Source organism: Mesorhizobium sp. M4B.F.Ca.ET.089.01.1.1 (assembly GCF_004022605.1).
GTDB classification, from domain to species: Bacteria; Pseudomonadota; Alphaproteobacteria; order Rhizobiales; family Rhizobiaceae; genus Mesorhizobium; species Mesorhizobium abyssinicae.
Map to the genome: position 1 here is coordinate 1 of NZ_RZOS01000060.1, position 20,165 is coordinate 20,165.

Sequence of the window (20,165 nt, forward strand, 5' to 3'; positions counted from 1 at the left end):
TGCTGAAGGCACGCGAGCGGGTCTCGGATTCCGCGCATGCGCCGGGCGGCACGGCGCTCTCGGCCAGGGCCGTGCGCACCAGCGCCTATCCGGAACGCCCGGTCGATCTGGACGTCCGCCACGGCGAAATCCTCGGTTTTGCCGGGTTGGTCGGTTCCGGCCGCACCGAGCTGGCGCGGGTGCTGTTCGGCATCGACGAGCGCTTCGGCGGCAGCGTGACGCTGGATGGCAAGACGCTGAAGCTCGGGTCCGCCGCCGACGCTGTCGCGAGCGGCATCTTCCTGGTGCCGGAGGACCGCAAGCTGACCGGCATCCTGCTCGACCTCTCGATCGCCGAGAACATCTCGCTGCCCAACCTGCCGGCGCATGCGAAGCATCAGCTGGTGTCGACCAGCGCCGAGATCGCCACCGCCGAGAAGCAGAAGAGCAATCTCGGCATCAAGGCGCCGTCGGTCGCGACCCGCACCGGCACGCTGTCGGGCGGCAACCAGCAGAAGGTGGTGCTGGCCAAATGGCTGGCGATGAACCCCAAGGTGATGATCCTCGACGAGCCGACGCGCGGCATCGACATCGGCGCCAAGGCCGAGATCTACGGGCTGATGCGGGCGCTGGCCGATGCCGGCGTCGCGGTGCTGATGATCTCCAGCGATATGGAAGAAGTGATCGGGGTGTCGGACCGCATCGCGGTCATGCATGAGGGGCAGATATCCGGCATCCTCGAGAAGGACGACTTCAGCCAGGAGAACGTGCTTCGGCTGGCGGTGGGCAAGAAGCCGCTGCCGGCCCAGGCGGTGGGAGGAGCGCAATGAGCAAGAAAGATCTCGGCCTGCTGGTGCTGATCCTGGTGGTCGGCGCGGTGGTGACGGCCATCAACCCGCGCTTCCTGTTGCCGATCAATCTTGCCAACACCTCCAACCTGATCGGCCTGTTCGGCATCCTGTCGATCGGCCAGGCCTTCGTCATCATCACCGGCGGCATCGAGCTCTCGGTCGGGTCGGTGGTCGCGCTGCTCGGCACGCTGTTCATCGACTTCATCGCCGTGCGCGAGTTGGACTGGCCGCTGGCCTTCGTGCTGATCATCGCGCTCGGCGCGATCATCGGCCTGGTGCATGGCTGGCTGATCACGCGGCTGAAGCTGCAGCCTTTCGTGGTGACGCTGTGCGGCTTGCTCATCTACCGCGGCGTGGCGCGCTTCTACACCGCCGACGGCACGGCGGGCTTCGCCTTCGGCCAGAATTTCCCGGACCTCGAATTCCTCACCGCCGGACGCAGCTACGGCGTGCCGAACAGCTTCATCGCGCTGATCATCATCGCCATCGTCATGTGGGTGGTGCTGCACCGCTCGGTGTTCGGGCGCTATCTCTACGCCATCGGCAAGAACGAGGAAGCGGCGAAATATTCGGGCATTCGCACGGGCCGCATCGTCATGGCGGCCTACGTCATCTGCGGCGTGCTGACGGCGCTGTCGGCGATCTACTTCGCCATGTACACGCGCTCGATCTCGCCGGCGAGCCACGGCCAGTTCTACGAGCTCTATGCCATTGCCGCCGCCGTGCTCGGCGGCTTCTCGCTGCGCGGCGGCGAAGGCTCGCTGATCGGCGTCATCCTCGGCACGGTGCTGCTGCAGGAGCTGCAGAACCTCGTCAACCTGCTCGGCATCCCGTCCTCGCTGAACTTCGCCGTGATGGGCGGGGTGATCCTGATCGGCGTGCTCGTCGACCAGCAATGGGGCCTGTTCCGGGCGCGGCGGCAGATGATCGACGCGACGCGCAGGAACGTCGCCGGCGCACCGGCGGAGTAGCTTCCTTCGTTCGAGCTCGGCAGGCAGCGGGCAGTTTCAACTTCGCGTGCTGCCACCTTTTTTCGGACGTTGGCGCTGCCCCTCACCTGCCTGCCGGCATCCTCTCCCCGTATAGTGACGGGGAGAGGGGCGCTCTCTTCGATGATTTCGCCAATTTCGAATGTTGCTAGAAAGGCGCCGAGGCTGCGGTCAGCCCTTTCTCCCCGTCACTATACGGGGAGAAATGCCCGGCAGGGCAATGAGGGGCGGCGCCGACATCAACAAGTCTCGGCTCAACCTCTCACATGCAAGCCGGCATCACCTGAATCAATTCACCTCAGATCATGCTGGACAAATCCGAAAACGCCATCGCCTTGCGCAGCACCTCGGCGAAGCGCTCGCCGGCGATGTCCCTGGCGCCGCTGTTGTCGATCGAGGTGACGTCCGGTCCGGAGAGTGCGATGCTGGCGCTGCGCGCCAAACGCGCGAGCACTTCGCCGCGCGATTCGCGGCCGCGGGCTGCCAGCCGCTCGGCGAGGATTTCCGGCGTCGCGGTGACCTCGACCACCGCCAGATTGGCGTAACGCTCGCGCAGCGCCGGAATAACAGACCGCGAGACGTTGGCGACGGCGACATGACCGTTGGCGACCGCCCAGTCGACATCGGCGGGCAGGCCATAGCGCAGGCCGTGGGCATCCCAGCACAAGGCGAAGGCGCCGTCGGCCTCGGCCTCGGCGAAGGCGGCATCGGCCAGCGTATCGTGGTCCTCGCTTGCCGCGTCGCTCGGGCGGGTGATGACGCGGCGCACGAATTCGAGCCGCGTCTCGTCGGCGAAGCGGCCCTTTACATAGCCGATCACCGTGTCCTTGCCGGCGCCGCTCGGACCGACCACGGCGACGAAGACGCCGTTGCGGATCGGAAATTTCTCGGCCGACAGTTCGCGTTCGAGCAGGGCCGAGACCATCATGCGACCCGGCGCCCCTGGCGCCAGACGGTGCGCACGACCGGCACATGGTCGTCGACGCGCACGCGCACCAGATCGGCGCGCCGGCCCTCCTCGATCACGCCGCGGTCACTGAGACCGACCGCCTCGGCCGGGTTCTTCGAGACCATCGCCACCGCCTGCGGCAGGGAAATGCCCTCGACCATATCGCCAAGGAAGAATGCCGACTGGATCAGGCTGAAGGGAATGTAGTCGGACGACAAGATGTCGAGCAGGCCCTCGCCGGCCAGCGTGCGGGCCGAGACGTTGCCGGAATGCGAGGCGCCGCGCATGACGTTGGGCGCACCCATCAGCACGCCGAGGCCGGCCGCCTTGGAGGCCCGCGCCGCTTCCTCGGTGGTCGGGAACTCGGCGACGCGCACGCCCTGCTCGATCGCTTCCTCGACATGGCCGGCGGTGGCGTCGTCATGGCTGGCCAGCACAATGCCGCGTTCGTGGCAGGCGGCGGAAATGAAGATGCGGTTCGGACCGGAATTCATCGCCGATTCCGCCATGCGCTTCTCGCAGAATTTCTGGAAGTCACGATCCGAGAGCTTCAGCTTGCGCTGGTAGTAATAGGCATAGGTTTCGAGATTGACGAACTGGCGCTGTCCCGGCGCATGGTCCATCAGCGACGCCAGCTTCACCCGCTCGTCGGTCTCGAAATTGGCGAAGGCCTTCAGGCAGTCCGGCGCCGATACCTCGCAGCGCAGATGGATGAAATGGTCGGCCCTGAGCCGCTCCTGCGCGACGCTGTCCTCAATGGCGTCGGCCAGCTTGCGGATGTCGGCGGAGGTGAGGTCGGCGTCCTCGTCCATGCCGACGCGCAAGGCATCGAGCACGGTGGTGATGCCGGCGGTCGCCACCTGCGCGTCATGGGCAAGCACGGCGGCAATCGGGTTCCAGCGCACCTTAGGGCGCGGCGCGTAGTGGCCTTCGAGATGGTCGGTGTGCAGTTCCACCAGGCCGGGGATGATGTAGTCGCCGCCCATGTCCTCGCCGGCGCGGGCAGCGCCCGGGTCGATGGCTGCGATCAGGCCGTCACGCAGCACCAGCGAGCCCTCGACGATCTCGTCGGCAAGCACGATGCGGGCATTGGTGAGAACGGTCTCGGCGGTCATTTCAAATCGTCCTTGGTAATCAGGCAGTTTGGTCTCAAGCCGTTTGGTCTCAGGCAGTTTTCCGGGCCGGGCGGCGTCCTAGCGCGTGGTGGGACAGCACCATGAACGGGGCGCCCGGTTCGGTTTCGACGAACAGCGTCAGCGCATCGACCGGCACCGGCCGCAGCAGCACTTCCGTGAACAGGCTGTCGATTGCTGCGCGCAGACGAGGGCTTTCCTGTGACGCGACACGGCCGGACAGTGTCATATGAAAGCGGAAGGTCTCGAAGACGTAAGGGTAGCCCCATTGGCAGAGGTTGCGGAACTCGTCCGGCTTCAGCGAATCTGGGCTGCGGCGCTCGATCTCGGCCTCGGTCAGCGGCGCGCGGAAGCGGTCGAAGGCGAGCACCACATCGCCGGCGAAGCGGTTGAGCGCCGGCACCGGCGATTCCGGCACCAGCGCGAAGAAACCGTCGATCTGGCCGACGATCAGGCGCGGGATGGTAACCGGCTGGGCCGCCTCGGCGAAGCTGTCGAGCGCCGCGCGCAGCGTGACTTCCGTCTCGTTCTCAGCCAACCTGAAGGGCGCCTTCAGCGTCGCGTGAAAGCCGTAGCGGCGGGCCGAGGCGGTATGGAAGGCTACTTCGGCCGCCGACAGCTCACCCACGGCCTCGACCGGCCGGGTGGCGGCGCCGAACGGGTCGCGGCCCAGCCAATTGGCGGCGATGCGCGCCAGCGGCTCGTCCTGGCTTGGGGTGAAATAGATGGCGTAGCGCATAAGAAGTCCTCGTCAGACCGTTGCCATAGGTGATTTCCATGACGGATTGACGAAGCTTACGATGGTTTTCGATGGCAAATCGGCCAGGCAGGTCCTTAGCCGACGATTTTTCCGTGCTGGACCAATGGCTTCAGCGCAATGCAGGAGGCTCAGGCCTTCATCAGCCATTCGTGCTCGGGCGCGTTGTGGAACTTCCAGGTGCGCTTCGGCCCGGCCATGACGTTGAGATAGTAGAGATCGTAGCCATGGCAGGCGGCGCATGGGTGGTAGCCCTTCGGCACCAGCACCACATCGCCGTCCTCGATCGCCATCGCCTCGTCCAGCTCGCGCTCGCCATTCCTGCCGGCGTCGGTATAGACGCGCTGGAAGGCAAAGCCCTGCGGCGGGTTGAGGCGGTGGTAGTAGGTCTCCTCGAGATAGGACTCTGCGGGGAGATTGTCCCGGTCGTGCTTGTGCGGCGGATAGCTGGAGGTGTGACCGCCCGGCGTGATGACCTCGACCACCAGCAGCGAGTCGGCCGGCTTGCCTTCGGGCAGAATGTTGGTGACGTAGCGCGTGTTGGTGCCCTTGCCGCGCACCTCCTGGCCGAGATCCCGCGGAGCGATGACGCGGGCCGGCAGGCCGCCGCCCAGGCCGGGCGCCGAGCAGACGGCGAGTTCCAGCTCGGTGTCGGCGGTCACCGACCAGTTGGACCCCTCGGGCACGTAGACCGACCAGGGCTTGCCCTCGAAGGGCGACATGCGCTCGCCGAGCAGGCCGAGATCCGTGCCGGCGGCGGACGCCTTGCCCTTGCCGGTGACGAAGACCAGGCAGACCTCGCGGTCGGCCGTTTCACCCGAAGCCGTCTCGCCCGCTTTCAGCCGATGAAGATCGAAGCCGACATAGGTCCAGCCGGCGCTTTGCGGCGTGACGTGGGCGACGCGGCCGTGGCCCCTGTCGGCCTTGACGAGCAGTTTGGACATTTTTGTCTCCTCAATCAGTCCTTCGGTTCGGCCGGAGGCTTGGCCTCTTCGGCCGGCTTGTAGAGATAGAAGAACTGCCAGACGGCATAGCCGGCGAAGCCGAGCGCGATGACGCCCCAGAAAGGCGTGCCGGAAGCGAACTCGATCACCGACCAGGCCAGGCAGACAGCCACCACGGCGATGCGCCGCCACAGCGGCCGGAAAAACGGGTGCTCATAGTCTTTCATCGCGCGCCAATCCCGGATTTAGCCAAAGCGCATCAGATAGACCGAGCGCCCTGACTAATCCACCGTTCAGGCCGGAAAACCCTGCGTCTCCACCGTGTAGCCGGCGGCGCTCATCACCCGCATCAGCTCCTTGTAGCCGACCTGGGCCATCCTGAGCGGAGGGTTTGGCTTCGGATCCTGCTCGGCCTCGACGACGAACCAGCCTTCATAGCCATGGTCGGCGAACCGCTGCACAATGGCGCCGAAATCCAACGACCCGTCGCCAGGCACGGTGAAGGCGCCGAGCGCCACGGCATCGAGGAAGGACTGCCTGGTGCGGTCGAGTTTATCGATCACTCCCATGCGCACGTCCTTCACATGGACGTGGTTGATGCGCTTGTGGTGGTTGTCGATGGCGCGCAGCACGTCGCCGCCGGCGAAGGCGAGATGGCCGGCGTCGAGCAGCAGCGGAATGCCTTCGCCGGAGTGGCGCATGAAGGCGTCAAGCTCCGGCTCGGTCTCGACGACCGCCGCCATGTGGTGGTGGTAGGACAGCGGCATGCCCTGCTCGGCGCACCATTCGCCGAATTCGGTCAGGCGCCTGCCATAGGCCTTCATTTCGTCGCCGGAGAGCTTCGGCTTGGTGGCGAGCGGCTTCGAACGGTCACCCTGGATGGAGCGGCCGACCTCGCCATAGACGATGCAGGGCGCGTTGACCGCCTTGAACAGGTCGATCATCGGCTGGATGCGGTCCTTATTCCTGGCCATCTCCTCGTCGACCAGCGTGCCGGAGAACCAGCCGCCGCAGAGCGTGACGTCGGCTGCCTTCAGGATCGGCAGCATTACTTTGGGATCGTCGGGAAAGCGCCGGCCCTTTTCCATGCCGGTGAAGCCGGCCGAGCGCGACTGGCGCAGACACTCCTCCAGCGACACGTCATCGCTCAATTCCACCAGATCGTCGTTCCACCACGCGATGGGGGACATGCCCAGTTTGGCTTTCAAGTCGTCACTCCAATGTCAGTTCGTTGCGAGGCGGACGCGGGCTCAGCCCTGCCGGCTGCCGACGGCTTCCTCATATTTCTTGCGTGCGGCGTTGACTTCGCGTCGCACGGAGACTTCCGGCACGGCGACGTCCCACCAGTGGCCGCCGGCCTCGGTCGAGACCAGCGGATCGGTGTCGATGACCAGCACGGTGGTCTTGCTGTTGCCCTTGGCCCTGGCGAGCGCCGTCTCCAGCTCGGCGATCGAGGCCACCTTCTCGGCCGTCGCGCCGAGGCTTGCCGCATGGGCGGCGAAGTCGACATCGGGCATGACCTCGTGGCGGGAGTCCTTCAGGAGATTGTTGAAGTTGGCGCCGCCGGTCGCCATCTGCAGCCGGTTGATGCAGCCATAGCCGCGGTTGTCGAGCAGCACGATGGTGAGTTTCAGCCCCAGCATCACCGATGTGGCGATCTCGGAATTGAGCATCAGGTAGGAGCCGTCGCCGACCATGACGACGACCTCCTGATCGGGCTTGGCCATCTTGACGCCGAGACCGCCGGCGATCTCGTAACCCATGGTCGAGAAGCCGTATTCGGCATGGTAGGAGCCGGGCGCGCCGGCCTGCCAGAGCTTGTGCAATTCGCCGGGCAGACCGCCGGCGGCATGCAGCAAGGTGACGCCCGAGCCCATGGCGCGCTGCACGGCGCCGATCACCTGCGCGTCGGATGGATAGGCGGCATTGGTCGAGGCCGTGACCTTGGCGGCGGCAGCCTGCCACTCCGTCTTGCCCTTCAGCGCATTGTCGGTCCAGGCGGACGGCGCCTTCCAGCCCTTCAAGGCAGCGGACAGTTCGGCCAGCCCTTCGGCCGCGTCGGCGACCAACGGCAGCGCCCAGTGCTTGCCGGCATCGAAACCTTGGGTGTTCAGCCCGATGATGGTGCGGCCGGCATTCTTGAACAGCGCCCATGAGCCGGTGGTGAAATCCTGCAGCCTGGTGCCGACGGCGAGCACGACATCGGCCTCCTCGGCCAGCCGGTTGGCGGCGGACGTGCCGGTGACGCCGACGGCCGCCATGTTGAGCGGATGGTCATCGGGGAGCGAAGACTTGCCGCCCTGCGTCTCGCAGGCGGGAATGCCGGAGCCCTGCACCAGCTTGGCCAGTTCGCCCGAAGCCTGCGAATAGAGGACGCCGCCGCCGGCGATCACCAGCGGCCTTTTGGCGCCCTTCAGCGCCGCGACGGCGGCCGCCAGTTCGTTGCGGTCCGGACGAACCCGGCGCGGCATCCAGAGGCGCTCGGCAAACAGGCTTTCGGGGTAGTCATAAGCCTCGGCCTGCACGTCCTGGCAGAGCGACAGCGTGACCGGGCCGCATTCGGCCGGATCGGTCAGCACCTGCATGGCGCGGTTGAGCGCCGGGATGATCTGCTCCGGCCGTGTGATGCGGTCGAAATAGCGCGACACGGCGCGGAAGCAGTCGTTGACGCTCGCGGTGCCGTCGGAAAAGTCCTCGGCCTGCTGCAGCACCGGATCGGGCAAGCGGTTGGCGAACACATCGCCCGGCAAAAACAGGACAGGCAACCGGTTTACGTGTGCCAGGGCTGCCGCCGTCACCATGTTCAGCGCGCCCGGTCCGATCGAGCTGGTCGCCGCCATGAAGCGGCGGCGGAAATTGGCCTTGGCATAGGCAATCGCCGCATGCGCCATCGCCTGCTCATTATGGGCGCGGAAGGTCGGCAATTCGTCGCGCACCTGGTAGAGCGCCTCGCCCACGCCGGCGACATTGCCATGGCCGAAGATCGCCCAGACGCCGCCGAAGATGGGCACGCGTCTGCCGTCGATCTCAGTCATCTGGCGCGACAGGAAGCGGGTCACAGCCTGCGCCATGGTCAGGCGTACGGTCTTCGTCATGTCGTTTCCTCCGGCTTCCGTCTGTTATGCCGCCTTGCGGCCGCGCGCGGCAAGCCATGCCTCGGTCAGTTGCTCGAAGCGCGACGCCATGTCGGCGACCGCCTCTTCATCCGACATCCTGCCGGCCAGCCATTGTTCGGCGGCGTTGATGAAGATGGTGCGACCGACGGCGAAGCCCTTGACGACGGGCGCATTGGCCGTCGCGGCAAAGGCCGCTTCCAGCTCGTCCTGCGGCGCCTCGAGCCCGAGCAGCACGACACCGCGGCACCATGGATCGTTCTTGACGATCACCGCCTCGATCTTGGCCCAGGCGCTGGCCGAGGCCTGCGGCTCGAGCTTCCACCAGTCGGGCTTGATGCCCAGCGCATAGAGTTCCTCCAGCGCGCGCGGGATGGTGGTTTCGTCGAGCTTGCCGTGCTTGCCGGCGATGATCTCGACGAGAAGCTCCCTGCCCACTTTCCGCGCGGCTTCGAACAGGGTCCTGAGCTTCTGCTGCTGCTCCAGCTTCAGCGCCTCGGGGTCGTCCGGGTGGTAGAAGCACAGGCATTTGATGCAGTGCTCGACCGGCCAGTCGATCAGTTGCGAGCCGATGTCCTGCGAGAATTCGAAGCGCAGCGGCCGCGAGCCCGGCAGTTCGACCGGGCGGCCAAGCCAGGCGAACGGATGGCGGGCGAATTCGAACATGGCGTCGCGGCCATATTTCTCGTCGAGCAGCATGCCGTAACCGGCGCGGCCGGCGGCGACCCTGGCCGCCGCCTTGACGGTCAGCACCTTGAAATCCTCGATGCGGGCGGCATCCGCACCGGTCTTGGCGGCGACGTCCTCGAGCTGGACGCGGTGGTCGCAGGCGAGCGCCATCAGCGAGGGGATGTCGCGCCGGCGCGTCGTCGCCCAATGGATGTGGTTGATCGCCTCGTCCTTGCGCAGCGCAAGGTGCTTGCTGCCGTGCTTGAGGAAATACTGCAATTCCTCGAAGGTCGGATATTCCGGCGCGCAGAGCAGGCGCGAGACGGCGAAGGCGCCGCAGGCATTGGCCCAGGTCGCCGCCGTGGCGAAGCTCTCGTCGCCGAGCCAGCCGCGCAGGAAGCCGGACATGAAGGCATCGCCGGCGCCAAGCACGTTGTAGACCTCGATCGGAAAGCCCTTGCCGACAATGCCGTCCTCGAGGTCGTCGCTGATCGGCCCGTCATAGACGATGCAGCCCATGGCGCCGCGCTTGAGCACGATGGTGGCGGAGGACAGGGAGCGGATGGTCTTCAGCGCGCTCAGGCAATCATCGGCGCCCGAGGCGATCATGATCTCCTCTTCGGTGCCGACGATTAGGTCGCAATCGGGCAGCACCGTCTTCAGCTGGGCCGAGACGCGGTCGGATTTGACATAGCGCTCGAAGCCCTCGGCATGGCCGGCAAGACCCCAGAGGTTGGGGCGGTAGTCGATGTCGAAGACCACCTTGCCGCCCTTGGCCTTCATGATGCGGATCGCCTTGCGCTGCGCGGCGTCGCTGTTGGGGCGGGAGAAATGCGTGCCGGTGACGACGACCGCGCGGGCCGAGGCAATGAACGCCTCGTCGATGTCCTCCTCGGCCAGCGCCATGTCGGCGCAGTCGGAGCGGTAAAAAATCATCGGCGAAACGCCTTCGTCCTCGACGGAGAGCAGCACCAGCGCGGTCAGCCGCTCCTTGTCGGTCTTCAGGCCATCGACCGAGACGGCTTCACGCTTGAGCTGCTCGCGGATGAAACGGCCCATCTGCTCGTCGCCGACGCGGGTGAGCAGCGCCGAACGCAGGCCGAGCCTGGCCGTGCCGACGGAGATGTTGGCCGGGCAGCCGCCGACCGATTTGGCGAAGGAGGTGATGTCCTCCAGCCGCGAGCCGATCTGCTGGCCGTAGAGGTCGACCGAAGCGCGGCCGATGGTGATGACGTCGAGCGGTTTCGCTTCCACGGCTTCGCCCATTCGAACCTCCCATCGGCCTTATTGTGTTGAGCAACCCCATTTTGGGGTACACGCGCGAGCGGCGGCGTGATGCCGGGATTATGAAATAATAATTCCAATCTGTAGTCAAGATGGAATGAGCATTCCCTAGCCGAAAAAAACTGCAGGCCGAGCCGTTCAGCCCTTGCGCTTGCGGCCCGTGTCGCGCCGCTTCTCGCCGACGGCGACGGTCAGCGCCATGGCCAGCGCCATGGTCGCCGACAGCGAGCGGAAGCCGGCGAAATCGGCCTCGGCGACCTCGAACCAGACTTTGGCGAACTGGGCGAGCGGCGAGAACGATGAGTCGGTGATGGCGACGATCGGCACGCCCTGCTCGGAGATGGCGCGCGTTTCCTCGATGGTCGCCGGCGCATAGGGCGAAAACGAGATGGCGATGACGGCATCCCTCGGCGTGGCAAAGCCGATCATCTCGGCATTGAGGCCGGCGGCCGACTCGATCAGCTGGTTGCGGATCTTGAGCTTGCTCAGCGCGTAGGCGATGTAGGAGGCGACAGGATAGGAGCGGCGCTTGGCCAGCACATAGATGGTCTCGGCCTTGGCCAGCAGCGAGATCGCCTCCTCGAAATGCGGTTCGTTCAGCGTGCGTGAAATGTCGCTCAGCGAGGTGCTGGCGGCGGCGACGAAACCATCGAAGATCGCCCGATGGCCGGCGCCTTCCTCGGCCTTGGCACGGAGCGCGGCCAGACGCTCGTCATACGAGGAATTGCGCTCGCGCAGGCGCTCGCGGAACACAAGCTGCAGGCTGGTGAAGCCGTCGAAGCCGAGTTGCTGGGCAAAGCGGATCAGCGTCGAGGGCTGGACGCCGGCCGAGGCGGCGATGCTGGCGGCGGTGCCGAAAGCGATGTCGTCGGGATTGTCGAGCGCATAGGCGGCGATCTGCGCGATGCGCTTGGGCAGGCTGTGGCGCCGCTCCAGGATCGTCGCGCGCAGCGTCTCGAAATCGCGGGGAACCCGTTCGTCCATCGTCGCTCCGCCCACGGCCATAATGGTAGTCCCCTCTCCTGCCTCATCATAGCGGCTTCGCGCAAGAACACCATAAAAAATGATTTGGACGTTCCATTCCGAGCGGAAATGGATTAATTCATCCACACGCTACAGTTCCCCTTCAATGGAGACATCCAAATGGTCGGAGTGGGCCTCATCGGCACGGGTTTCATGGGCAAGTGCCACGCCATCGCCTGGAGCGCGGTCGGCACCGTCTTCCCGGATGTAGCCAAGCCCAGGCTGGTGCATCTCGGCGAGGTCAATGACGAGCTTGCCAGGCGCAAGGCCGGTGAATTCGGCTTCGCCAGGGGTTCCGGCGACTGGCGCGCCGTGGTCAACGATCCGGAGGTGGAGATCGTCTCGCTGACCACGCCCAACCAGTTCCATCCGGAAATGGCCATCGCAATCCTCGAAGCCGGCAAGCATCTCTGGTGCGAGAAACCGATGGCGCCGGGCTTCGCGGAAGCCGAGGCGATGGCGAAGGCGGCGAAGAAATCCGGCAAGGTGGCGGCGCTCGGCTACAATTACATCCAGAACCCGGCCATCCGCCATATCGGCGCGCTGCTCGAGGAGAAGATCATCGGCGAGGTCAACCATCTGCGCATCGAGATGGACGAGGACTTCATGGCCGACCCCGAGGCGCCGTTCTTCTGGAAGCATGAGGCGGCATCGGGCTATGGCGCGCTCGACGATTTCGCCGTGCACCCGCTGTCGCTGATCAAGGTGCTGTTCGGCCGCGTCGGCCGCGTCATGTGCGACATGGCCAAGCCCTATGCCGATCGCAAGGTCGCGACCGGCGGTCGCCGCGCGGTCGAGACCTACGACATCGCCAGCGTGCTGATGCATCTCGAGAACGGCATTGCCGGCACGCTGCTGGTCAACCGCTCGGCCTGGGGCCGCAAGGGCCGCATCGCCATCCAGATCTTCGGCTCGAAGGGATCGATCCTCTACGACCAGGAACGGTTCAACGAGTTCCAGCTCTACCTGACGGCAGACAGGCCGACCGAGCAGGGCTACCGCACCATCCTGGTGGCGCCGCACCACAAGCCCTACGACGCCTTCGTGCCGGCGCCCGGCCACGGCCTCGGCTTTAACGACCTCAAGATCATCGAATGCCGCGAGCTCATGCTGCGGCTCGCCGGCAAGCCGGCGCGGATCATCGATTTCGACGAGGGGCTGGAGATCGAGCGCACCGTGCATGCGATGGCGCGCTCGTTCCAGGAACAGCGCTGGGTGGACGTGCGGTAACAGCCGCTTCCAACGCAAGGCCGGCAAAGCGTCAGGTGGCGGCAGCCGAGCTATTGATCTCCCAGCCGTCCACCCAGACCTGCCGCAGCCGGTCGCCTTCGCCCTTGAACCATAGGCCCGCCAGCCGGCAGTCCTCGATGCGGTCGCTGCGGAAATTGCGGATGGCCTGGCGCAGTTCGCACCAGGCCACGATGTTGGCGGTTTCGGCGTAGTAGATGAGCGCGACCGGGCGGATGAGGCGCTTTGTGTCGCGGCCGGCTTCGTCGCGATAGGAAAGGTCGAGCTTCTCCTCGTCGCGGATGGCGCGGCGCACCAAGGCGAGATCGACCGCCGAGGCCGAAGGTGCGGCAAAACCCCAGGCATGCAGGGCATTGGCGTCGAGCGCCTGCCGCAAGGGCGGCGGCACCGCACCCGCGATCTTTGCGCCGACGCGTTTTGCGGCCTGCTTGAGTTCGTCGTCGCCGGTGCGCTCGAGCAGCGCCAGCGACAGCACGATCGCCTCCATCTCCTCGATCGAGAACATCAGCGGCGGCAGGTCGAAGCCCGGGCGCAGGACGTAGCCGATGCCGCGCCCGCCCTCGATCGGCACGCGCATCGCCTGCAGTGCCCCGATGTCGCGATAGATCGAGCGCACCGTCACTTCCAGCTGTTCGGCAATCATGGCCGCCGTCACCGGCTGCCTGGCCAGCCGCAGGATCTGGATGATCTCGAACAAGCGCGACGCCTTGCGCATTTCCTCAACGGCTCCGAACGCAACTGACACACCCCCGTCAGTTGGGATGATCTATAGGACGGCCTATCCGCTTGAAAATCAACACATTGCACTGCGGCATTTCGGGTGAAGGCAACAGACTACTGACATGGTCTACGCGCAAAATCTCTGGCTCTTCTTCATCCTGCTGTTCGGCATCATCGTCGTGCCCGGCATGGACATGCTGTTCGTGCTGGCCAATGCGCTGACGGGCGGCAGCAACAGAGGTCTCGCCGCGACGGGCGGCATCATGCTGGGCGGCATTGTGCACACGCTGAACGGCGCGATCGGCGTCGGCCTGCTCATGCATTTCGTACCGATCCTGTTCACGCCACTGCTGATCGCCGGTGCCGCCTACATGGCCTATATCGGCATCACGCTGATGCGCAGCTCCATCACCATCGGCCAGGACGGGCCTTCCGGCAGCCGTTCCGCCTGGAAGGCGTTTCGCCAGGGGCTGATGACCTGCCTGATCAACCCGAAGGCCTACCTCTTCATCCTCGCCGTCTATCCGCAGTTCCTGAAGCCGGATTACGGCCCGATCTGGATGCAGGCGACCGTCATGGGGCTGATGACGATCGCCACGCAGGCCGCCATCTATGGCGGACTCGCGGTTACCGCCGGCAGCAGCCGCCAGCTGCTGGTCGCCAATCCACGGGCGACCGTCCTTGCCGGTCGGGCGGCGGGGCTGCTGTTGTTCGCGGTCTCGGTGTTCACCGCCTGGGAAGGTTTGAGGGCGGCGTGAGCCTCAAGGGCCCACGCCGAGTTCCTTCCAGCACCCGTCTCGGCGCTGCGCGCCGATCCACCTTCTTCCACCGGGGGAGAAGGAAGTCAGGCCGCGCCCTGCCGGGTCGCCAGCATTTCGCGGCGTGCCGACCGCCGCCATTCGACCGCGCCGGCAAGGCCGTGCAGCACCGTCTCGGTGGTCGCCCAGTCGATGCAGCCATCGGTGATGCTCTGGCCGTAGGTGAGCGGCTTGCCGGCCACCACGTCCTGCCGGCCGGCGACGAGATTGCTCTCGATCATGACGCCGATGATGCGCTCGTCGCCCGCTGCCACCTGGCCCGCCACGTCGGCCGCCACCTTCGGCTGGTTCTCCGGCTTCTTGCTCGAGTTGGCGTGGCTGACGTCGATCATCAGCCGCGGCGCGACCCCGATGCGGCCGAGCTCCGCAGCGGAGGCGGCGACGCAAGCCGCGTCGTAGTTTGGCTGGATGCCGCCGCGCAGGATGACGTGGCAGTCCTCATTGCCGGTGGTCGCCGCGATCGCGCTGCGGCCGCCCTTGGTCACCGCCATGAAGTGATGCGGCTGGGCGGCCGACTTCACCGCCTCGGCGGCGATGCGGAGATTGCCGTCGGTGCCGTTCTTGAAGCCGACCGGGCAGGACAGGCCCGAGGCCAGCTCGCGATGGATCTGGCTCTCGGTGGTACGCGCGCCGATGGCGCCCCAGGCGACGAGGTCGGCGATGTATTGCGGCGTCGTCATGTCGAGGAACTCGGTCGCCGCCGGCAGGCCGAGATTGTTGACGGCCGACAGCACGTTGCGCGCCATGCGCAGCCCCTTGTCGATGTTGAAGCTGCCGTCGAGGTCGGGATCGTTGATCAGCCCCTTCCAGCCGACCGTGGTGCGCGGCTTCTCGAAATAGACGCGCATGACGATCTCGAGCCGGTCTGCAAGGGCCTCGCGCAGCGCCGCCAGACGGCTGGCGTAGTCCATTGCGGCGACCGGATCGTGGATCGAACAGGGGCCGACGATGACCAAAAGCCGGTCGTCGGCGCCCGTCAGGATCGAATGGATGGCATTGCGTGACGTGGCAACAGTGCGCGTCGCCGTCAGCGTGCGCGGTATCTCGCGCATCACCTCTTCCGGCGTGCTCAGTTCCTTGAGTTCGGTGACCCGAAGGTCGTCTGTGGTGGTCAACACGGCTTTCTGCTCCTGGTTAGGAGACCTGCCGGCTGAAACAAAAAAGCCGCCAGGTCTGGCGGCTTGTCGGATTTTGATGCTGCAATCTTCAGATCGAGCGCAATCCTCCCGCCGCCAGCGAGCTACCGTAGCTAAAGTACCAAAACGAGGCGGTCAGGTGGATCATGCGGCTCATATAGTCGATGCGAAGGCGCTTGTCACGTGTCGTGTTGTAGCGGGCCAATTGGCGAAACCGTTGATGACGGCGCCCCTCTCCCCGTCACTATACGGGGAGAGGATACCGGCAGGCAGGTGGGGGGCAGCGCCTACGGCAGAAGGAAAAGGCCAGGCGGAGATATCGGCCTTCAACCTAAGCTTGGACCCATTGCTATCAAAGTCAGCGCTGCCCCTCATTGCCCTGCCGGGCATTTCTCCCCGTATAGTGACGGGGAGAAAGGGCTGGCCGCAGCGCCGGCCCCTACTCGCCAACCACGCCAGCAATGTTCTGGTCGTAGTCGACCAGCGAGCCGGTCATCACGCCGGCCTGCGGGCTGAGCATATAGGTGATCAGCCGGGCAAGCTGCGCCGGCTTGACCAGCTGGCCCATCGGCTGCGAGGCCTCGGCCTTTTCCAGCCAGTCGTCCGGGGCGTCGTGCCACTTCTTCTGCACGATCGCCTCGCCCTCGGTGTCCATCCAGCCAGGCAGCACCGCGTTGCAGCGGATGCGGTTCCTCCGATAGGAGCTGGCGACATTCTTGGTCAGCGTCATCAGCGCGCCCTTGCTGGTCGAATAGGGCGTCAGGAAGGACTGGCCGGCATGCGCCGACATCGACAGCACGTTGACGATCGAGCCCGGCGCCTTGCGGGCCAGAAGATGCGCGACCAGGCCCTGCATCAGGAAGAAGGGGCCGCGCACATTGGTGTCGAAGATCTGGTCGAAGACGTCCTCTGTCGTTTCGATCAGCGAGCCGCGGGCCGAGGTGGCGGCGGCGTTGACCAGCGCGTTCAGCGTGCCGAAATGCGCGATCGCCGTGTCGACGGCGCGCTTGCAGTCGGCGACCTTGGCGACGTCGGCGCTGATGAAGATGGCGTCGACACCGCCCTTCTTCAGCGCCGCGACCGCCTTGTCGCCCTTCTCCTGCGAGCGGCCGACCAGCGCCAGCGCGCGGCAGCCCTCGTCGGCCAGCGCCTCGGCGACGGCGAAGCCGATGCCTTGCGCGCCGCCGGTGACGATGGCGCGCGTTTCCGAATTGCGACCGGCCAAACCGCTCATCGCTGTTCTCCTGTGTTCGAATTCAAAAAACTCAGTCGACGCGAACAGTCTTGCCGGTCTTCGCCGACTTCAGGGCGGCGTCCGCAAGCTTCAGCGCCACAAGGCCGTCCGTTCCGCTTGGCGCCGCCTTCTTGCCCTTGGTTGCCGCGCCGATGAAGGCGGCGATCTCGTTGGCGTAGGCGTCGAGGTAGCGGGTCATGAAGAAGTCGTGCAGCGGCGGGCGGGTGTAGCCCTTGTCGTTGGCGAGCTCGATCGACACCGGCCGCTGGTTCTCGGCGGCGACCATGCCCTTCGAGCCGTGCACCTCGATGCGCTGGTCGTAGCCATAGGTGGCGCGGCGCGAGTTGGAGATGACAGCCTGCTTGCCGGACGCGGTTTCGAGGATGACGCTGACCGAATCGAAATCGCCCGCCTCGCCGATTTTTTTGTCCACAAGCACCGAAGCGTGTGCGCTGACCGCCACCGGCTCCTCGCCGAGCAGGAAGCGCGCCATGTCGAAATCGTGGATGGTCATGTCGCGGAAGATGCCGCCGGAGCGGGCGATGTAATCGAGCGGCGGCGCGCCGGGGTCGCGCGAGGTGATGGTGACCATCTCCACCGTGCCGATGGCGCCGTCGTCGATCGCCTTGCGCACGGCGGCGAAATGCGGGTCGAAGCGGCGGTTGAAGCCGACCATCAGCGTGGCGCCGGCCTTCTCGACCACGGCCAGGCACTTCTCGACGCGCTTGACGTCGAGATCGATCGGCTTCTCGCAGAAGATCGCCTTGCCGGCCTTGGCAAAGCGCTCGATGAGGTCGGCATGGGTGTCGGTCGGCGTGCAGATGATGACGGCGTCGATGTCCTTGGCCTTCTCGATGGCCTCGATGCTGCGCACTTCGGCACCATAGGCCGAGGCCAGGTCGCTCGCCGCCTTCTCGAAGGCGTCCGCCACGGCAACCAGTTTTGCATCGGGATTAGAGCCGACGGCGCGGGCGTGGACCTTGCCGATGCGGCCGGCGCCGAGAAGTGCGAAGCGGATAGTCATGAATTGTCCTTTGAGGGTGGTTCTAAAACATGTCCGCGCCTGTCTGGCGCGGACGATTGGTTGATCCCGTCGTGACGGCCGTCAGGCGGCCTGGAGCTCCGCCTGTCCGGTCTTGGCGCCGGTGATATAGGCGACAATGTCGTTGCCGTCAGTGTCCTGCTTGCGCAAATTGGCGACGATCTTGCCGCGCCGGAAGACGACGATACGGTCGACCAGGTCGAACACCTGGCGCATGTTGTGGCTGATCAGGATCAGCGGCTCGCCATTTTCCTTCAGCGTGCGGATGATGTTTTCGACCTGTGCCGTCTCCTGCACGCCGAGCGCCGCCGTCGGCTCGTCCATGATGATCAGCTTGGAGGCGAAGGTCGCCGTGCGGGCGATCGCGACGCACTGGCGCTGGCCGCCCGACATGTGGCGAATGGTGCTGGAGAGGTTCGGGATCTTGACCGCGGTGCGGACCAGTGCGGCCTCGGTCGCCTTGCGCATGTACTTGCGATCCAGAATCGAGAACGGGCCGAGATTGAAAAGCACCTTCTCGCGGCCGAGGAACAGGTTGGACGGCACGTCGAGATCGTCGGCAAGCGCGAGGTTCTGGAACACGGTTTCGATGCCCGCCTCGCGCGCCTCGATCGGCCCGGCGAAGCTCACCTCCTTGCCGTCGAACCAGACCTTGCCGTCGGTCCGCTGCTCGACGCCGGTGATCTGGCGCACGAAGGTCGACTTGCCGGCGCCGTTGTCGCCCATGATGGCGACATGCTCGCCCTTGCGCAGTTCGAAGTTCGCGCCTTCGAGAGCATGCACGCCGCCATAGCGCTTGGTCAGGTTTTCGGTCTTGAGAACGATGTCCGACATGGTCAAGCTCCTATCGCGCGGCGACGCTGGCGCCATTGATCGAGAACCACCGCGCCGACGATGATCACGCCCTTGACCATCTCCTGGTAGTAGGCGTCGAGGCGCAGGAAGGTGAAGCCGGAGATGATGACGCCGAAGATCAGCGAGCCGATGACGGTGCCGATGATCGAGCCGCGGCCGCCCGACAGCGAGACGCCGCCGATGACCGCCATGGCGATGGCGTCGAGCTCGTACATGACGCCCATGCCGGCCTGGGCGGTCAGGTTCTTGGAGCAGAGCACAACGGCGGCGAGCGAGGCGAGGATGCTGGCGATGACATAGACCAGCACCTTGTGGTTGGCGATCTTGATGCCCGACATGCGCGCGGCATCCTCGTTGGAGCCGATGGCATAGCAGTGCTTGCCGTACTTGGTGTAGGTCAGGATCAGCTGGAACAGGATCGCCAGCGAGATGAAGATGATGACCGGCATCAGGCCCTTGCCTATCGCCGCGAAGCTGTCGGTCGGAAACGAGATCGGCTGGCCCTTGGACCACCATTTGGCGATGCCGCGCGCGGTCACCATCATGCCGAGCGTGGCGATGAAGGGCGGGATGCGCGTGTAGGCGATCAGAAGGCCGTTGACCAGGCCGGCGATCAAGCCGCAGCCGATGGCGACCAGCACCGGCACGATCACCGGCAGGTCGGTCAAGCCATAGTCGATGAACATCGCCTTGGGGTTGGGATTGCCGTTGACGGTCGCCACCTGGGCGAAGCTCATGGCGATCATCGCGGTGGCGCCGACGACCGAACCGGACGACAGGTCGATGCCGCCGCAAATGATCACCTGGGTCACGCCGATGGCGATGATGCCGACGATCGACACCTGCAGGATGATGATCTGCAGGCGCTGCTCGTTGAAGATGGCGTCGACATTGTCGCGGGTGTTGAACAGGAAGCTGTCACCGAGAAAGACCCGGCCGATCAACTCGAAAGCGCCGACGAGGATGACGAGCGCCAGGAAAACGTTGAACTCGGCAGGCCATGCACGCTTCTTCGCATCGTAGGTCAGCCCGCCGACGCCATGGGATGTCTGTGCCACGTCTCTTTCCTCCGTCGGCCGCGTTCGCCCTCCCGCCCGCACGGGCGGGAGGAAACGAGGAGCGGCGCCGTTGTTCTGATCTGATGCGCCGCCCTATTTCTCTGTCGCAATTCCGCGCGGAAAACCGTTTCACGCTTTTCCTGGAACTGCGCTAGTGAACGGCCAGCCTCAGTTCTTCTTCAGGAACTTGTCGATGTTGGCCGGCGTGACGAGCTGGAACGGCACATAGACCTTGTGCTCGACCTTCTCGCCCTTGGACAGCTTGAGCGCGGCATCGAGCGCGCCGGCGCCCTGGCCAGCGGCGTCCTGGAACACCGTCACGTCGAGATCGCCGGCCTGCATCGCGGCGAGCGCGTCCTGGGT

Annotated in this window: 19 protein-coding genes and 1 pseudogene; 4 read left to right on the plus strand and 16 right to left on the minus strand. The window is 65.5% G+C overall.

The window, feature by feature from the left end:
• Positions 1-809, plus strand: an 809-nt coding sequence (locus EN780_RS08845; RefSeq protein ID WP_133372590.1) for an ATP-binding cassette domain-containing protein, incomplete at its 5' end; no start/stop codon positions are given.
• Positions 806-1,801: an ABC transporter permease gene (locus EN780_RS08850; protein WP_128273221.1), complete on the plus strand. Its 996-nt coding sequence runs from the start codon at positions 806-808 to the stop codon at positions 1,799-1,801. The genes EN780_RS08845 and EN780_RS08850, both read left to right, overlap by 4 nt.
• A gap of 316 nt (positions 1,802-2,117) precedes the next feature.
• Here the strand turns inward: EN780_RS08850 and phnN are convergent, their stop codons facing one another.
• From phnN to EN780_RS08895, 9 genes are all read right to left on the minus strand, one after another.
• The gene (gene phnN, locus EN780_RS08855; protein WP_189556462.1) at positions 2,118-2,747 is read right to left on the minus strand and encodes a phosphonate metabolism protein/1,5-bisphosphokinase (PRPP-forming) PhnN; all 630 of its coding nucleotides are present in this window, start codon (positions 2,745-2,747) and stop codon (positions 2,118-2,120) included.
• A complete protein-coding gene (locus tag EN780_RS08860) occupies positions 2,744-3,883 on the minus strand; it encodes an alpha-D-ribose 1-methylphosphonate 5-triphosphate diphosphatase (protein ID WP_127283260.1) in 1,140 nt (379 codons plus the stop codon). The genes phnN and EN780_RS08860 overlap by 4 nt, the downstream gene beginning before the upstream one ends.
• Before the next feature lie 49 nt (positions 3,884-3,932).
• Positions 3,933-4,640: a DUF1045 domain-containing protein gene (locus EN780_RS08865; RefSeq protein ID WP_128273223.1), complete on the minus strand. Its 708-nt coding sequence runs from the start codon at positions 4,638-4,640 to the stop codon at positions 3,933-3,935.
• Between the two features lie 149 nt (positions 4,641-4,789).
• Complete coding sequence (gene iolB / locus EN780_RS08870; protein ID WP_127283258.1) at positions 4,790-5,602, minus strand: 5-deoxy-glucuronate isomerase; 813 nt, start codon at positions 5,600-5,602, stop codon at positions 4,790-4,792.
• A gap of 14 nt (positions 5,603-5,616) precedes the next feature.
• A complete protein-coding gene (locus EN780_RS08875; RefSeq protein ID WP_128273225.1) occupies positions 5,617-5,829 on the minus strand; it encodes a DUF3329 domain-containing protein in 213 nt (70 codons plus the stop codon).
• A 66-nt stretch (positions 5,830-5,895) separates the two neighbouring features.
• Positions 5,896-6,810 carry a myo-inosose-2 dehydratase gene (gene iolE, locus EN780_RS08880; protein WP_127310437.1) on the minus strand — a complete coding sequence of 305 codons (915 nt, stop codon included), beginning with the start codon at positions 6,808-6,810 and terminating at the stop codon, positions 5,896-5,898.
• 42 nt (positions 6,811-6,852) lie between these two features.
• Positions 6,853-8,697 carry a 3D-(3,5/4)-trihydroxycyclohexane-1,2-dione acylhydrolase (decyclizing) gene (gene iolD / locus EN780_RS08885; RefSeq protein WP_128273227.1) on the minus strand — a complete coding sequence of 615 codons (1,845 nt, stop codon included), beginning with the start codon at positions 8,695-8,697 and terminating at the stop codon, positions 6,853-6,855.
• 24 nt (positions 8,698-8,721) lie between these two features.
• Positions 8,722-10,650 (minus strand): 5-dehydro-2-deoxygluconokinase, encoded by a 1,929-nt coding sequence (iolC, locus tag EN780_RS08890; RefSeq protein ID WP_128273229.1) that lies wholly within the window; start codon positions 10,648-10,650, stop codon positions 8,722-8,724.
• Positions 10,651-10,806: 156 nt separating this feature from the next.
• Positions 10,807-11,652: a MurR/RpiR family transcriptional regulator gene (locus tag EN780_RS08895; RefSeq protein ID WP_189556464.1), complete on the minus strand. Its 846-nt coding sequence runs from the start codon at positions 11,650-11,652 to the stop codon at positions 10,807-10,809.
• A gap of 159 nt (positions 11,653-11,811) precedes the next feature.
• On the opposite strand from EN780_RS08895, the gene EN780_RS08900 reads away from it, so the two are divergent.
• Positions 11,812-12,921, plus strand: a complete 1,110-nt coding sequence (locus EN780_RS08900; RefSeq protein WP_128273234.1) for a Gfo/Idh/MocA family oxidoreductase — start codon at positions 11,812-11,814, stop codon at positions 12,919-12,921.
• A 31-nt stretch (positions 12,922-12,952) separates the two neighbouring features.
• Here the strand turns inward: EN780_RS08900 and EN780_RS08905 are convergent, their stop codons facing one another.
• On the minus strand, positions 12,953-13,654 hold the full coding sequence (locus EN780_RS08905; RefSeq protein ID WP_128273236.1) for a YafY family protein: 702 nt from the start codon (positions 13,652-13,654) through the stop codon (positions 12,953-12,955).
• Positions 13,655-13,781: 127 nt separating this feature from the next.
• On the opposite strand from EN780_RS08905, the gene EN780_RS08910 reads away from it, so the two are divergent.
• A complete protein-coding gene (locus tag EN780_RS08910) occupies positions 13,782-14,417 on the plus strand; it encodes a LysE family translocator (RefSeq protein ID WP_128273238.1) in 636 nt (211 codons plus the stop codon).
• Between the two features lie 86 nt (positions 14,418-14,503).
• Here EN780_RS08910 and EN780_RS08915 read toward each other — a convergent pair whose 3' ends face one another.
• The 6 genes and pseudogenes from EN780_RS08915 to EN780_RS08940 form a co-directional block, all read right to left on the minus strand.
• Positions 14,504-15,595: a 3-deoxy-7-phosphoheptulonate synthase gene (locus tag EN780_RS08915; protein WP_128273240.1), complete on the minus strand. Its 1,092-nt coding sequence runs from the start codon at positions 15,593-15,595 to the stop codon at positions 14,504-14,506.
• Between the two features lie 457 nt (positions 15,596-16,052).
• Entirely contained in the window at positions 16,053-16,847 is a 795-nt protein-coding gene (locus EN780_RS08920) for an SDR family oxidoreductase (protein WP_128273242.1), read from the minus strand.
• Between the two features lie 31 nt (positions 16,848-16,878).
• Positions 16,879-17,871 carry an inositol 2-dehydrogenase gene (iolG, locus tag EN780_RS08925; protein WP_128273244.1) on the minus strand — a complete coding sequence of 331 codons (993 nt, stop codon included), beginning with the start codon at positions 17,869-17,871 and terminating at the stop codon, positions 16,879-16,881.
• Between the two features lie 81 nt (positions 17,872-17,952).
• Positions 17,953-18,723 carry an ATP-binding cassette domain-containing protein gene (locus EN780_RS08930; protein WP_127283246.1) on the minus strand — a complete coding sequence of 257 codons (771 nt, stop codon included), beginning with the start codon at positions 18,721-18,723 and terminating at the stop codon, positions 17,953-17,955.
• A 2-nt stretch (positions 18,724-18,725) separates the two neighbouring features.
• Entirely contained in the window at positions 18,726-19,802 is a 1,077-nt protein-coding gene (locus tag EN780_RS08935; protein WP_127283245.1) for an ABC transporter permease, read from the minus strand.
• A 168-nt stretch (positions 19,803-19,970) separates the two neighbouring features.
• A pseudogene (locus EN780_RS08940) lies at positions 19,971-20,165 on the minus strand (rhizopine-binding protein); the annotation flags it as partial.

Bases quoted from the DNA above. Each gene is read 5' to 3' on its own strand.
- EN780_RS08850 (WP_128273221.1), top strand. From the start codon at position 806: ATGAGCAAGAAAGATCTCGGCCTGCTGGTGCTGATCCTGGTGGTCGGC.
- phnN (WP_189556462.1), bottom strand. From the start codon at position 2,747: ATGATGGTCTCGGCCCTGCTCGAACGCGAACTGTCGGCCGAGAAATTT.
- EN780_RS08860 (WP_127283260.1), bottom strand. From the start codon at position 3,883: ATGACCGCCGAGACCGTTCTCACCAATGCCCGCATCGTGCTTGCCGAC.
- EN780_RS08865 (WP_128273223.1), bottom strand. From the start codon at position 4,640: ATGCGCTACGCCATCTATTTCACCCCAAGCCAGGACGAGCCGCTGGCG.
- iolB (WP_127283258.1), bottom strand. From the start codon at position 5,602: ATGTCCAAACTGCTCGTCAAGGCCGACAGGGGCCACGGCCGCGTCGCC.
- EN780_RS08875 (WP_128273225.1), bottom strand. From the start codon at position 5,829: ATGAAAGACTATGAGCACCCGTTTTTCCGGCCGCTGTGGCGGCGCATC.
- iolD (WP_128273227.1), bottom strand. From the start codon at position 8,697: ATGACGAAGACCGTACGCCTGACCATGGCGCAGGCTGTGACCCGCTTC.
- iolC (WP_128273229.1), bottom strand. From the start codon at position 10,650: ATGGGCGAAGCCGTGGAAGCGAAACCGCTCGACGTCATCACCATCGGC.
- EN780_RS08895 (WP_189556464.1), bottom strand. From the start codon at position 11,652: ATGGACGAACGGGTTCCCCGCGATTTCGAGACGCTGCGCGCGACGATC.
- EN780_RS08900 (WP_128273234.1), top strand. From the start codon at position 11,812: ATGGTCGGAGTGGGCCTCATCGGCACGGGTTTCATGGGCAAGTGCCAC.
- EN780_RS08905 (WP_128273236.1), bottom strand. From the start codon at position 13,654: ATGCGCAAGGCGTCGCGCTTGTTCGAGATCATCCAGATCCTGCGGCTG.
- EN780_RS08910 (WP_128273238.1), top strand. From the start codon at position 13,782: ATGGTCTACGCGCAAAATCTCTGGCTCTTCTTCATCCTGCTGTTCGGC.
- EN780_RS08920 (WP_128273242.1), bottom strand. From the start codon at position 16,847: ATGAGCGGTTTGGCCGGTCGCAATTCGGAAACGCGCGCCATCGTCACC.
- iolG (WP_128273244.1), bottom strand. From the start codon at position 17,871: ATGACTATCCGCTTCGCACTTCTCGGCGCCGGCCGCATCGGCAAGGTC.
- EN780_RS08930 (WP_127283246.1), bottom strand. From the start codon at position 18,723: ATGTCGGACATCGTTCTCAAGACCGAAAACCTGACCAAGCGCTATGGC.